Here is a 12879-nt window from a genome sequence, read left to right on the forward strand (position 1 = left end):
GCCCGGGCCTCGGTCTCGGCCTCCCGGCGGGCGCCCTCCAGCTCGTGCCGGGCGGCGGTGGCCTCCGCACGGGCCCGGTCGCGGTCGGTCTCGGCCTGCACCCGCAGCGCGGTGGCGGCGCTGGCGGCGGCCTGGGCCTCGTCGGCGCCCGGCCGCGGCCAGCCGGGCCTGCTGCGCGGCCGCCTCGGCCAGCCGCCGGGCCTCCAGGGCGCGCTGCTGGGCGTCGTCGCGCTCGGCCCGCGCGACCGCGGCCTCCTGCGCGGCGATACCGGCCGCCTCGGCGGCCCGGTCGGCGTCGTGGCGGGCGTCGTCGCGCTCGGTGTGCGCGGCGGCGATCTGCCGGGACGTCTCCGCCCGCACCTCGGCCACCTGCCGCTCCACCCCGGCCGGGGACATCTCGGCGTGCAGGGCCTCGCTGAGCGTGCCGACGAGCTGGTCGAGGCGGTCGACGGCCTCCCAGGTGCGGGCGACCTGGCCGGCCAGCCCGGGCGAGGAGCGGTGGCGCATCCGTACGTTGCGGGAGGCGCGCTGGCACTCGCCGTCGTTGTCGCGGCAATAGCGGAACGGGCGGCCGGCGGCGGCCCGCTGCGGCACCGGGCGCCCGCAATGCGCACAGGGCCGCGTCTCCGGCTCGGGATCGCCGGAGTAGCCCGCACCGGCCCCGGAAGCCGCCCACCCCGAAGCCGTCAGGCCGGTCGTCCCGGCGGCCGTTCCGGCCGTCGCCAGGCTCGTCGTCCCGCTGGTCGTCCCGGCCGTCGCCAGGCTCGTCGTCCCGGCGGCCGTCGGGGCGGTCGCCAGGCTGGTCGTCGTCGGGGCGGTCGGCACGGAACTGTCGTCATCCACCATCGCGAACAGACCTTAGCGCTGCCCACCGACAACCTCGGAACACCGCGCCGAAACGACGGCGGTTCCGGCGCGTCATCGGCCGTTCGGCGGGACGACGGCGACGATCGGCTATTTCCATGTGCGCCGGGCGGACGGCGACGGCTAGGAAGAGCGCATGAGCCACGAAGTGACCATTCCGCTGCTGCCCTGCGCCTCCATCGAAGACGTCGTCGCCTTCTACGAGGTGCTCGGCTTCCACCCGACGTACCGGCAGAGCAAACCGAATCCGTACGCGTCCCTGCAACGCGAGGATCTGCACCTGAACTTCTTCGAGATGGCGGGCTTCGACCCGGCGCAGTCCTACGGCTCCTGCCTCGTGCTGACCCACGACATCGGGCAGTTGCACCGGGAGTTCGCGGCGGGCATGCGGGCCGCGTACGGCAAGGTGCTGGTCACCGGCACCCCGCGGATGACCCGGCCGCGGCAGCGGAAGAACTACGGCGGGGTGACCGGTTTCAGCGTCATCGATCCCGGCGGCAACTGGATCCGCGTCGTGCGGCACCCGGAATCCGCCACGCCGGAAGCCGCCGGGGCGGAGCCCACCGGGCGGCTGGCCAAGGCCCTGGCGAACGCCGTCGTCCTGGCCGACTCCAAGGGCGACGCCCGGCAGGCCGCCCGGATCCTCGACAGCGCGCTGGCCCGCCTGGAGGCCGACGACGACCCGGTCACCCGGGTGGAGGTCCTGGTCTACCGGGCCGAGGTGGCGATGGTGCTGGACGACCCGGACACCGCGGCCGAGATGCTCGCCCGCGTCGAGCGGGTGGAGCTGAGCCCGGAGGCGGCCACCCGGGCGGCCGCCGCGTTCGAGACCGCCGCCGACCTGACGGCGGCACTGCCCTGACCCGGCGGCTAGGGCGTGGTTTCAGCAGGGTGGCCCGCCGCAGCCCGGCCCTCTGCTGGACCACGGCCTAGGGTCGGCGGGCCAGCAGGAGGGTGCGGGTGGTGCGGACCCGGAGATCGTCGCGGCGCACGATGCTTTCCGGCCCGTCGTCGTCCAGCAGCGCGTCGAGCGCAGCCAGGTCCGCGTCGCTGATCCGCCCCTGCAGACCGGTCCGCGCCCGGAGCAGGCAGGCGCGGGCGTACCGGCCGGTGGCGGCGGGCAGCGGGGGAACCAGGTCGATGGTGAAGGTCCGGTCCTGCTCCACGGCGAAGCCGGCCCGGCGCACCCGCGCCGCCCAGTCGTCGCCGATGTGCGGCAGGTCGCGGGCGCGCGCCTCGGCGAGGACCGCGTGGCAGCGCGCTTCGAGCCCGTCGCCGAGGTCGCCGGACAGGAAACGCGGGAAGGAGTCCAGTTCGGCGACGGCGAGCAGGCCACCCGGCCGGATCGTGCCGAAGACGCCGGCCAGGACCCGGTCGGGGTCGGCCATATGGTGCAGGGACGCTGCCGCCCACACCAGGTCGGCCGGCCCGAGCGCCGGCCACGATTCGTCCAGGTCGGCGCGGACCGTCCGGACCGCGTCCCGCAGGCCCAGGTCGGCGGCCTTGGCGCGGACGCGGTCGAGCATCGTCGCGGCGGCGTCCACCGCGACGACCTCGGCGCCGGCGAACCGCCGGAGCAGCGCGAACGCGCCGGTGCCGGTGCCGCTGCCCAGGTCGACGATGTGCCGGACCGGCCCGTCAGCGGCGGAGTGGAGCAGACCCATGACGGCGCCGAGGTGCGCGCTGAGCACCTCGGCGTCCAGGTCCACCAGTTCCGCCAGGGCCGTGTCGTCGTCCCGGTGGCCGTGTTGATGTCCGTGAGCGGGCTGAGCGTGCGCGTGATTCGGCATGCTCCGACCGTACCCAGGCATTGCTCTTGTGGCATAGCATCTTGCGTATGACGCAAGACGGTGTTCTCGACGGCCTGGTCCGCGAACGGATCCGGGGCCTCCGGGTGGCCCGGGGCTGGTCGCTCGACGAGATGGCCGCGCGGTGCCACCTGAGCCCCTCCACGCTCAGCCGGATCGAGACCGGCCACCGGCGCATCGCCCTGGACCAGCTCGCCCCGATCGCCCGGGTCCTGGGCACCACCCTCGACCAGCTGGTCGCTTCGGCCGACGACGGCGACGTGGTGATCCGGCCGCACCGCGACGAGGCGCGGGGCCGGACCACCTGGTTGCTGAGCCGCGGGTTCGGGCCGAACGGCGTGACCGTGGCCAAGATGCGGATCACCAAGCCGGTCGTCCCGGGGACCGAGCTGGGCGTGCATCCCGGCACGGACTGGTTCACCGTGCTGTCCGGCACCGCCATGCTGCTGCTGGGGGAGCGGACCATCCTGGTCGAGGCCGGTGAGGCCGCCGAGTTCTCCACCATGACCCCGCACGCCATCGGTGCCCACGGCGGCCCGGCCGAGATCCTGTGCGTCCTCGACCACGACGGGCAACGCACCCACCTGCGCCCGTGACCGCTGCCGGCCGGGGCCGGGCGCGGGCGGCGAAACCCGGTAGCAGCGCCGCGCCCGCCCCGATAATCTCCGGTTCCCGGCTCGGCGAGGAGGTCCCGATGATGTGCATGGTTCCCAGCGAGGTGGCTGCCACCGCTACGACCCGTGAGTCCGCCGCGCGCTGACCGGCGAGATACACCGACTCCTCGCTCGTAGCGGTCCCGTCGACTTCGGTCGATTCCTGGCGCCGTCATCCGGCGCTGTTCCACCGCTTACCGCGCTGACACGAGGAGAATTCGTGGTTTCCGCATCGTCCTTCGAGCCGCTGACCGCGGCCGAAGGCGGACCCAGTCAAGTCATCCGCTCCGGCGGGACGATCAAGCGTCCCGCCCGGCCCTGGACCGGCACCGTGCACGCCCTGCTGCGCCACCTTGAGGAGGCCGGGTTCCCCGGCTCCCCGCGGGTGGTCGGCGACGGCATCGACGCCGCCGGCAACGAGGTGCTGACCTACATCGACGGCAGCATCGTGCACCCCCACGCGTGGTCGGACGACGGCGTCGCCCGGGCCGGCACGTTGCTCCGTGAGCTGCACACCGCGACAGCGAGCTTCCGGCCCGGGCCGGACGCGGTGTGGCAACCCTGGTGGATGCATCACCAGGGCCCGGATTCAGTGATCGGCCACTGCGATGCCGGACCGTGGCACACCGTCGCCCGTGACGGTTTGCCCGTGGCCTTCATCGACTGGACCCTGGCCGGCCCGGTCGACCGTCTCGACGAGGTCGTCGCCGCCGCGTGGTGGCATGCCCAGCTGCACGACGACGACGTCGCCGAGCGGCACGGCCTGCCCGGCGCCGCCGCGCGCGCCGGGCAGCTGCGGCTGTTCCTCGACGGCTACCGGCTGCCCCGCGCCGACCGGCGGGGCCTGGTCGGCCGGATGATCGAGTTCGCGATCCGGGACTGTGCCGCCGAGGCGGTCCGGGCCGGCATCACCCCGGACTCGGCCGACCCGGCGCCGCTGTGGTCGTTGGCCTGGCGGGCCCGGGCCGCCGGGTGGATGATCCGCCATCGCACCCTGCTCGAGCGGGCCGCCACGGCCTAGCGCGAGCACGGACGGGGCCGCAGGCCCAGCACGACCGGGGCCGGCGGCCCAGCACCGACGGCCGTCGGCCCCGGTCCGGCACGAGCTCCGCCCAGGCTGAGCAACGCCCCGGGTCCGGCACGAGCACCGCCCCGGGTCCGGCACGAGCAACGCCCCGGCCCGGGGCGGTGCTCAGCCGGCCGGGGGAAACGACACGTGCCAGCGGCCCGTGCGGTGGGTCAGCCGGGTCAGCGACAGCGGGGCCACGTCGAGCTGCCACACCGCCGCGTCCGGCAGCCCCAGGGCGTGCGTGAGCGCCGCGCGGACCACCACCGGGTGGGCGACCGCGACCGTGCGCTGCTCCACCTGGGTGTCCAGCCAGGCGCCCGCGCGCCGCCGGACGTCGGCCAGCGACTCACCGCCGTGCGGCGCCGCGCCGGGGTCGGTCAGCCAGGCCCGCAGGCCGTCGGGGTCGCGGCCGGCCACGTCGCCCAGGCCCAGCCCGCTCCAGGTGCCGTAGCCCGGGTCGGCCAGGGCCTTGTCGATGAGCGGGTCGTCGTGTCCCAGCGCCCGGGCGGTCTGCAGCGCCGCCTGCGAGGGCGCGCAGACCCAGAGGTCGGTGCGGCCGCCGAGGTCGGTGCCGTCCTGTTCGGAAAGGGCGAGGGCGGCCCGCAGGCCGCCCTCATCGAGATCGTCGTCGTCGCCACCGAAGACAGCCCGGCGCAGGGCCGGGGTCGGGGCGGCGGCGAGCAGCCGCACTCCGCTCACACGGACACGGCCTCGGTCCGCTCGGCGGCGGGCGCCGTCCTGTTGTGCTGACGGTGCAGCAGCGCGGCGAACGCCAGCCCCAGCGCGGTCCACAGCGTGACCTGGGTGCCGAGCGAGGCCAGCCGGAACGTCCACAGCAGGCTCGGCGGGAACGTGTCGGGCACCTCGTCGATCGAGGGCAGCAGCACGTAGCCGATCGCCACCACGACCAGGAACCCCGCCAGCGCCGCGGCGGCCCGCAGCCACTCCGGCGCGCTCGCGCGCGGCGCACGCGAGGCGACCACGCCGGCCCAGACCGCGACCAGGCCGATCACCACGATCGCCAGCCAGCTGATGGTGCGCTGGTTGATCGTGGCCGGATCGCCGACCGCCGGCGGGTTCGCCGGATATTTCACGAACGGCACCAGCACGATGCCCAGCAGGGCGGCCCCGGCCAGCCCGAACGCCGCCCGGGTGTCACTCGGGGTGCGCAACCGCCGGCGCAGCAACGCGTACGCCGTCGCGAGCAGCCCGCCCATCGCCACGCCGTACAGGGCCGTGGCCAGGAACAGCCCGCCCTTCTGGCCCGTACGGGAGACCAGCTCCTCCTCGTGGTGACCGTCGCCGGCCGGAGCGGCCTGGGCCGCGGCCTCCTCGATCGCGATCGCGGCGTCGATCCGGCTCTCGCCGGTCGAGTACGCGAAGACGCCGGCCAGCAGGCCGGCGATCAGGCCGGCCAGCAGGCCCCGCAGCAGGATGGCACCGTAGGTCGAGGGGGTGCGGGCCGCGCTCAGTGACACGGGACGCCGAGCAGGTGACGGCCGTCGTGCATGAGCTCGTGCAGGTACATGCCGGACTGCGAGACCGCGCCCTGGTCGAAGGCGACCAGGTAGGCCAGCAGCAGCAGCGTGGTGACGGCGCCGGCGGCCGTCCAGAGCACCCGCGGGGAAACCACGGGCGGGCTCAGCGGCTGAGCGTTCGAGATGTCTGACATGGCTGGGCAAGACCTCCTACCGGGATGACGCGTCCCGTTCAACAGGCCTGCGTACGTGTGAGCGTCCTGACTCACGGAACCCACGGGGAACCGTTCACAGTGGCGCGACCGCACCGGACTCTCACCGGTTTCCCTCACAACGCCGCAGATGGTCCCCACAACCTAGCCGCGCCCGCCGGAGCGGGTCAATCGAGCCCGTGGTCACAGGCCCGGGGTCACCGCCGCGGGCGCCGCCTCGGTAACATCCAAGCCGGTCGTGGTGCGGGGGAGTGACGATGAGGTTACACAAGGTGGTGGCGGCGCTGACCGGCCTGAGCGCCGCGTGCGCCGTGCTGCTGCCCGCCGTGCCCGCCCGGGCCGCCTTCGTCTGCCAAAATCCGCCGGCCCGGGGCAAGGTCAGCGCCGCCAAGCCCTACGAGACGCAGCTGTTCGCCCCGGAACGGCTCGCCCCGTTCGCCACCGGCGCCGGGGTGCGCGTCGCGGTCATCGACTCCGGCGTCGACGACGAGCATCCGCAGCTGCGCGGCCAGGTCGCCACCGGCCGGGACTTCCTGCACGACAACGCGTCCGGCCGGCAGGACTGCGTCGGGCACGGCACCGCCGTGGCCAGCCTCATCGCCGCGCGGCCGGCCGACGGCGCGGGCCTGCGCGGGCTGGCGCCCGGCGCGACCATCGTTCCGGTCCGGGTCAGCGAGCAGACCGACACCCAGCAGCAGAGCGGCGGGGAGCCGGCCAGCCCGGCCAGGTTCGCCACCGCGATCGACTGGGCGGTCGACCAGGGCGGCGCCGACGTCATCAACATGTCGCTGGTGATGACCGACGACGACAGCCGGGTCCGCGACGCCGTGGCGCGGGCGGTCGACGCCGGGGTGATCGTGGTGGCCGCCGTCGGCAACCACGGCAAGCCCGAGGAGGGCAACCCGCGGCCGTATCCGGCGTCCTATCCGGACGTGATCGGCGTCGGCGCGATCGGCGCGAACGGGGTGGCCGGCGACTTCTCCCAGCACGGCGACTACGTGGACGTGATGGCGCCCGGTGCCGAGGTCACTTTCGCCCTGCCCGGTGCCGGGCACACCCAGGGCAGTGGCACCAGCTACGCGACGCCGTTCGTCGCGGCCACCGCCGCGCTGGTCAAGCAGCGGTTCCCGGCGCTGACCCCGGCCCAGGTGGCCCGGCGGATCCTCGCCACCGCCGACCCGGCCCCCGGCGGGCGGCGCAGCGAGCTGTACGGCTTCGGCGTGCTGAACCCGTACCGGGCGCTGACCGAGACCCTCGGGCCGGAGACCAGGCCCGCCCCCGCACCGGTGATCATGCACACCGAGGACCCCGCGGCGGTCGCCCTGGCCACCCGCCGCGCGCACGCGCAGGACATGTCGCTGCTGGTCGCCGCGGTCGGCGCCGGCGTGGTCCTGCTCGTCGTGGTGGTCGCCGCCGCCCTGCGCCGGGGACGGCGCCGCGGCTGGCGCCCGCCCGGCCCCGAACTGCCCTGAGAACGGAACAAGGAGGCAGCGATGGACATCCGGGAGATCACGATCGCGGGTGCGGAGGCCGGCCCGTACGGGATCACCGCCGGCCCCGACGGCGCCCTGTGGCTGACCCTCGCCCACGCCGGCCGGATCGCCCGGCTCGGCACCGACGGCGACCTGCGCACCTTCGATCTCGCGGCGCCGGGGTGCCAGCCGACGGTGATCACCACCGGCCCGGACGGTGCCCTGTGGTTCACCCGCACCGGCGACGGCCGGATCGGCCGGATCAGCACCGCCGGCGAGCTCACCGAGTTCGCGCTGCCGGAGCCCGGCTGCGGCCCGTACGGGATCACCGCCGGCCCCGACGGCGCGCTCTGGTTCACCGAGATGAACGCCGACCGGATCGGTCGGCTCACCCCCGGCGGTGACCTGCGCGAATACCCGCTGCCGGCCGAACGGGCGTTCGTCTCGACGATCACCGCCGGGCCCGACGGCGCCCTGTGGTGCACCCTCAACCAGGCCAACGCGGTCGGCCGGATCAGCACCGCCGGCGCCGTCACCCTGCACGAGCTGCCCACCCCGGCGGCCGCCCCGGTCGGCATCACCGCCACCGCCGACGCGCTCTGGTGCGTCGAGATCGGCGCCGGCCAGGTCGCCAAGATCACTCCCGACGGTGCCGTCACCGAGTTCGCGCTGCCGGACCGCACGGCCCGCCCGCACGCGATCGTCGCGACCGGCGACGGCTGCTGGTTCACCGAGTGGGGCGCCAACCGGGTCGCGCACATCAGCCCCACCGGCACGGTCACCGAGCACGACCTGCCGACGCCGAAGTCCGAACCGCACGGCCTGGCCGTCGGACCGGACGGCAACCTGTGGGTGGCACTGGAGTCCGGCGGCGTCGCTGTGATGAACCGCGCAGGCTGAGCCGCCTCCGGCGGCCCTAGGGTCGAGGGGTGAGCACCGAGCAGACCGTGCGGGCGTGGCTGCGCGAACGCGGCGCCGAGCGCATCGACCACCCCGGCGGCACCCTCTACGCCCACCTGGTCCGGGTCCACGACCGGCTCGGCGCGCTGGGCCACGACCCGCAGGTGCGGCTGGCCGGGCTGGCCCACGCCGTCTACGGCACCGACGGCTTCGAGCTGACCCTGCTGGCGGTGGCCGACCGGGCGCCGCTGCGCGAGCTGGTCGGCGACCGGGCCGAGGCCCTGATCTACCTGTACGGCGCCTGCGACCGCTCCCGCACCTGGGCGGCGCTGCCGGCGACCCGCCAGGTGTGCGACCGCTTCACCGGCGGCCCGCGAGACCTGGCCCCGGAGCAGGTCCGCCCGTTCACCGACCTGAGCATCGTCAACGAGCTCGACGTGGCCGAGCAGGACGCCACCTTCGTGCCCCGCCACGGCGACTACTTCCGCGAGCTGTTCGACTCCTGGGCGCCGCTGGCGTCACCGGCCGTGCTCGCGGAGGCCCGCCGCGTCCTGGGCTGACGGATCGGCCCGAGGTCGCGAGCCCGGGCCGGCAGCCGGACCTCGATCAGCGGACGCGCTCGCGGACCGCCGACCACACCCGGCGGCCCAGCGCGGTCCGGCGGATGAAGCGCAGCCGCCGGCCGACCCTGCGGACCAGCGACGGTGGCGGCGGCGGAGGCTTCGGGGTCTTCTTCTTCGGCGGCGGCGCGGTCAGCCGGGCGTACGTGGTGGGCGGTATGTCGCGCACCTCGTCCGGCAGCAGCGCGTGGGTGGCCACCGCCAGGTAGGTGAACTGGCGCAGCGCGGGCGCGTTGCGTTTGGCCGGGTACGTACCCTTCACGCAGTGCGTGAGGGCGGTGCGCACCGCCTCCGGGCGGATCAGGCCGGTGAGCGGGCCACCGGTGGTGTCGAGCAGGTCGCACATCGTCTCGACACCGTCGCCATCCCACACGACGGTGGCCTTGCTCTGGCCGGGAGCGGCGCCCTTGACGAACGGCACGCCGGACCACTCCGGCACCAGCCGGTCGAGCAGCCCGTGGTGGAGCGCCCACCGGCGCTTCTCGGCCGCGGTCAGCGCGAACGAGGCGGCCACGACCGCCGGGGCCAGGAAGGGCGAGACGATGCCGTGCAGGTAGGCGGGGGAGAACCAGCGGCGGTCGCGCTCGACCAGATAGACGTAGTCGCCCAGCGCCTGGCCGCGCAGGCCCAGGCTCGCGCCCCGATCGGCGATCGCGCCGATCCGCTCCTGCTCCCGGGCGAGCGCCTCGGGGGCCATCGCGGCCGGCGGGGTGGTGAGCGCCAAGTGGTTGATCGCGGTCTGCCGGCCGAGGGCCATGTCCAGGTCGGTGCTCTCGTCAGGCGGATACCAGTACGCCACGACGAGTTCGCCGCCGACGCCGCTGATCGAGGCGCGCCGGTACACCGGCAGCTTCCGGTGCGTCGCCGGCCGTTCGATGTAGCTCGACGGGAACTGGAAGTCGTACAGGCTCTGCAGCCGGGTGGTCCGCTCGTAGAGGCCCTCGCTGAGCACGTCGGCCGGCGTGCCGGCCTCGAACACCCGGTGCTTGGGCTGCCACCCCCGGCTCTCCCGGACGATCTTTAGCAGCCGTTGCGCGGTTTCGCCCTCGGCGGCGAAGTCCGCGTTGGTCTCGAAGGTGACCGGCTTGCCCGCGGCCAGGAAGACCGCCGCGATGACCCGGGAGTCCTTGCCACCGGACAACCCGATCATGATCTCGTCGTCGAACAGGTCGAAGATGCCGTCGGCGACGGCCAGCATGCTCTCCGCGGCGGACTCGACCGCGGCCTCGGGGCCGTGCTCCTGGGCGGCCACCCCGTCGGCCACGACGTCGTCGGCGGACCGGCGGATCCGTGAGGTCAGCCGCCAGCCGCCGTCCGGGTGCCGGTGCCCGGTGACGTGCTCGCCCGGCGACATCAGCCGGACGCCGCGGATCGGCGACATGTCACCGCCGAACTGGCCGCTGGCCGTGTACGCCAGCCAGCCGTCGATGTCGGGCTCCCGGCGGCCGTGCAGGAACTCGGCGACCAGGCTGGGCCGGGTGCAGTAGACGGTGATCCCGTCGGCCGTCCCGGTGAACAGCCGGCCCATGCCGAGCCAGTCCTGCTGGATCGTGAAGCGCTCGCCGCCCTCGGTCGCCAGCATGGTGAACGGCGGCACCACGTTGCCGTGCACCTCCTCGCCGTCGAGCAGGCGCCGGGCCAGGCCGATCGGGCCGCCGGTGGTGTCCATGCCGACCGGCAGACCCATCGACACGGCGGTCACCGGGCCGTCCTCGGCGAAGATCGGCCAGCGGTACGCCCCGGTCTCCGTCGTGTGCAGGACCTCCAGGCCCCAGTCGTCACCGCCGAGGTGCCGCCGCGCGTACGTGTCCGGGATCAGCGGATCCACCGCGGTTCGCCAGCGGCGCAGGGCGGCGTCGGCCCCGGCGGGATCGCGGCGCTCGGAGAACCAGGCCAGGACGGCATACACGTGTTGAACCCCCCGTTTACCAGCACAATAGACGGTGTTAACCGCTGCGTTACTGAAAAGACAGCTGGAAAACGGAGAGCGTAGGAGCGCGGCGGCAGCCAAGTCAATCGACGGTCCTGGCGGGTCGACCGATGATCTTCGCTTCGACGGGGGTTCCCCCGCACCGGTCGGCGACGCGGAGGGTCTACGCCGGCCTGGCGCAAGCGATCCTCACCCGCACCACCCGGACGGGCTCGACCTGTACGGCGCACCGGACTACGGCAACCCCGCCGGCTGACACTCCAGTGCCGCCCGGATGCTGTCGCCGCCGGCGGGCAGCAGCGGCAGCCGCACGGCGGCGGTCGGGATGCGGCCCTGCGCGTGCAGCACGCCCTTGAGGACGGTGGGGTTGGGCTCGGCGAACAGCGCCAGCGCCAGCCCGGTGAGCTGATGACCGACCGCCCGCGCCCGTACGGCGTCCCCGGCCTGCCAGGCACGCACCAGCTCGGCGAACCGGTCGGTGGCCAGGTGCGCCGAGGCCAGGATGCCGCCGTGCGCGCCCAGCGCCAGCAGCGGCGACACGAACGCGTCGTCGGCGCCCAGCACCGCGAAGCCGGCCGGCGGGTCCGCCATCAGCTCCATCGTCGCCGCGTCGATGCCCCCGGCGGCCAGCTTCATCCCGGCCACCCCGGGAATCGCGGCGAGCCGCCGCACGGTGGCGGCCGACAACGACTGCCCGGTCCGGTACGGCACGTGGTAGACGATGACCGGCACCGGGCTCGCCGCGGCCAGCGCCTCGAAGTACGCGACGACACCGTCCTCGCCCGGCCGCAGGAACGGCGGCACCAGGCTCAGCGCGGCGCTGACCTGCGGCCGGTCCCGCAACGCCCGCACCGCCTCGACCGAGTTGGCGCCGATCACCAGGGCGGCGCCGCGTTCCCGGCACACCCGGGCGGTGACGTCCACGACGGCCCGCTGCTCGACCGCGCTCAGCGCCGCCGGCTCCCCGGTGGTGCCCAGCGCCACCAGGCCGGCCGCACCGCCCGCCAGCACCTGCCGGGCCAGGGCTTCCAAGGAGTCCAGGTCCACCGCGCCGGTCGCGTCGAACGGGGTGATCAGCGGAACGTACACACCGGTGAAGGTCATGCGCCCAGCCTCCGGCAGCCATCGGCATAAGGTCCAGTTCGCATTCCTGCACAGAACCGTAAGCTCAGCTGATGCTCGACGTCCGGCGCCTGCGCCTGCTCTGCGACCTCGCCCGCCTCGACACGATCGCCGCGGTCGCGCAGGCGCACATGTACACCCCGTCCGCGGTGTCCCAGCAACTGTCCGCGCTGGAACGCGAGGTCGGCATGCCGCTGCTCGAACGCACCGGCCGGCGCGTCACGCTCGCCCCCGCGGGCCGGGTGCTGGTCGAGCACGGCCTCGGCGTGCTGGCCGCCCTGGAGCAGGCGAGCACCGCGCTCGCGGCCCTGGCCACCGGCCTGTCCGGCCCGCTGCGCATCGGCGCGTTCCCGACCGCGATCCGCACGCTGCTGCCGGCCACCCTGGTCGCCCTGGCCGAACGCCACCCCGGACTCGACCTGATGGTCACCGAGCTGGACCCGGCGGCGGTCCCGGCCGCGCTGCGCGAACACCGCCTCGACGTGGGCCTGCTGCACGACTACGACGTCGCCCCGGTGCGGCCGGACCCGATGCTGGACGCCGTGCCGCTGCTGGACGAGACGGTGTTTCTCGCGCTGCCGGCGACCGGCTCCGGCGGGCTGCGCGACCAGCGCGACGCCGACTGGATCGTGGCCAGCCCCCGGCACCCTGTGCCACGACGTGACGCTGCACGTGTGCCAGGCCGCGGGCTTCACGCCCCGGGCCCGGCACCAGGCCGACGACTTCACCACGGTGCTGGCCCTGGTCGCCG

12 protein-coding genes, 2 pseudogenes and 1 riboswitch are annotated in these 12879 nt (G+C 74.7%); of the genes and pseudogenes, 7 read left to right on the top strand and 7 right to left on the bottom strand.

From position 1 onward, the window contains the following. Positions 1–594, bottom strand: a pseudogene (locus DMB66_RS52935) (serine/threonine protein kinase); the annotation flags it as partial. 406 nt (positions 595–1000) lie between these two features. Here DMB66_RS52935 and DMB66_RS52940 point away from each other — a divergent pair. Next, positions 1001–1726 carry a VOC family protein gene (locus tag DMB66_RS52940; protein ID WP_125811647.1) on the top strand — a complete coding sequence of 242 codons (726 nt, stop codon included), beginning with the start codon at positions 1001–1003 and terminating at the stop codon, positions 1724–1726. Positions 1727–1793: 67 nt separating this feature from the next. Here the strand turns inward: DMB66_RS52940 and DMB66_RS52945 are convergent, their stop codons facing one another. Further along, positions 1794–2654 carry a trans-aconitate 2-methyltransferase gene (locus tag DMB66_RS52945; RefSeq protein ID WP_125811648.1) on the bottom strand — a complete coding sequence of 287 codons (861 nt, stop codon included), beginning with the start codon at positions 2652–2654 and terminating at the stop codon, positions 1794–1796. 47 nt (positions 2655–2701) lie between these two features. Here DMB66_RS52945 and DMB66_RS52950 point away from each other — a divergent pair, with 47 nt between their 5' ends. Then, entirely contained in the window at positions 2702–3268 is a 567-nt protein-coding gene (locus DMB66_RS52950; protein ID WP_125811649.1) for a helix-turn-helix transcriptional regulator, read from the top strand. A 277-nt stretch (positions 3269–3545) separates the two neighbouring features. Continuing rightward, a complete protein-coding gene (locus tag DMB66_RS52955; RefSeq protein ID WP_199753162.1) occupies positions 3546–4346 on the top strand; it encodes an aminoglycoside phosphotransferase family protein in 801 nt (266 codons plus the stop codon). Positions 4347–4517: 171 nt separating this feature from the next. On the opposite strand, the gene DMB66_RS52960 is transcribed toward DMB66_RS52955, so the two are convergent. Genes DMB66_RS52960 through DMB66_RS52970 form a run of 3 tightly spaced genes read right to left on the bottom strand, consistent with a single transcriptional unit; the run spans position 4518 to position 6066 of the window. Continuing rightward, positions 4518–5093 (bottom strand): histidine phosphatase family protein, encoded by a 576-nt coding sequence (locus DMB66_RS52960; RefSeq protein ID WP_199753163.1) that lies wholly within the window; start codon positions 5091–5093, stop codon positions 4518–4520. Then, entirely contained in the window at positions 5090–5872 is a 783-nt protein-coding gene (locus DMB66_RS52965; protein WP_125811651.1) for a CbtA family protein, read from the bottom strand. Before DMB66_RS52965 ends, DMB66_RS52960 begins: the two co-directional genes overlap by 4 nt. Next, positions 5863–6066: a CbtB domain-containing protein gene (locus tag DMB66_RS52970; protein WP_125811652.1), complete on the bottom strand. Its 204-nt coding sequence runs from the start codon at positions 6064–6066 to the stop codon at positions 5863–5865. The genes DMB66_RS52965 and DMB66_RS52970 overlap by 10 nt, the downstream gene beginning before the upstream one ends. A gap of 61 nt (positions 6067–6127) precedes the next feature. Further along, a riboswitch (cobalamin riboswitch) is annotated at positions 6128–6199 on the bottom strand. A gap of 142 nt (positions 6200–6341) precedes the next feature. Between DMB66_RS52970 and mycP the strand changes: the two genes are divergently transcribed. From mycP to DMB66_RS52985, 3 genes are read left to right on the top strand one after another with little or no spacing between them, the layout of a single operon-like run. Beyond that, positions 6342–7556, top strand: coding sequence for a type VII secretion-associated serine protease mycosin (gene mycP, locus DMB66_RS52975; RefSeq protein WP_125811653.1), 1215 nt, complete (start codon positions 6342–6344; stop codon positions 7554–7556). A 21-nt stretch (positions 7557–7577) separates the two neighbouring features. Beyond that, positions 7578–8456: a virginiamycin B lyase gene (locus DMB66_RS52980; RefSeq protein ID WP_125811654.1), complete on the top strand. Its 879-nt coding sequence runs from the start codon at positions 7578–7580 to the stop codon at positions 8454–8456. A 29-nt stretch (positions 8457–8485) separates the two neighbouring features. Next, on the top strand, positions 8486–9016 hold the full coding sequence (locus tag DMB66_RS52985) for a DUF6817 domain-containing protein (RefSeq protein ID WP_125811655.1): 531 nt from the start codon (positions 8486–8488) through the stop codon (positions 9014–9016). A gap of 46 nt (positions 9017–9062) precedes the next feature. On the opposite strand, the gene DMB66_RS52990 is transcribed toward DMB66_RS52985, so the two are convergent. After that, positions 9063–10985, bottom strand: a complete 1923-nt coding sequence (locus DMB66_RS52990) for a hypothetical protein (protein ID WP_125811656.1) — start codon at positions 10983–10985, stop codon at positions 9063–9065. A 255-nt stretch (positions 10986–11240) separates the two neighbouring features. After that, positions 11241–12110, bottom strand: coding sequence for a dihydrodipicolinate synthase family protein (locus DMB66_RS52995; RefSeq protein ID WP_125811657.1), 870 nt, complete (start codon positions 12108–12110; stop codon positions 11241–11243). Between the two features lie 71 nt (positions 12111–12181). Between DMB66_RS52995 and DMB66_RS53000 the strand changes: the two are divergent. Further along, positions 12182–12879, top strand: a pseudogene (locus DMB66_RS53000) (LysR family transcriptional regulator); the annotation flags it as partial.

Source organism: Actinoplanes sp. ATCC 53533 (assembly GCF_003947245.1).

Bases quoted from the DNA above. Each gene is read 5' to 3' on its own strand.
- DMB66_RS52945 (WP_125811648.1), bottom strand. From the start codon at position 2,654: ATGCCGAATCACGCGCACGCTCAGCCCGCTCACGGACATCAACACGGC.
- DMB66_RS52995 (WP_125811657.1), bottom strand. From the start codon at position 12,110: ATGACCTTCACCGGTGTGTACGTTCCGCTGATCACCCCGTTCGACGCG.
- DMB66_RS52980 (WP_125811654.1), top strand. From the start codon at position 7,578: ATGGACATCCGGGAGATCACGATCGCGGGTGCGGAGGCCGGCCCGTAC.
- DMB66_RS52970 (WP_125811652.1), bottom strand. From the start codon at position 6,066: ATGTCAGACATCTCGAACGCTCAGCCGCTGAGCCCGCCCGTGGTTTCC.
- DMB66_RS52950 (WP_125811649.1), top strand. From the start codon at position 2,702: ATGACGCAAGACGGTGTTCTCGACGGCCTGGTCCGCGAACGGATCCGG.
- mycP (WP_125811653.1), top strand. From the start codon at position 6,342: ATGAGGTTACACAAGGTGGTGGCGGCGCTGACCGGCCTGAGCGCCGCG.
- DMB66_RS52940 (WP_125811647.1), top strand. From the start codon at position 1,001: ATGAGCCACGAAGTGACCATTCCGCTGCTGCCCTGCGCCTCCATCGAA.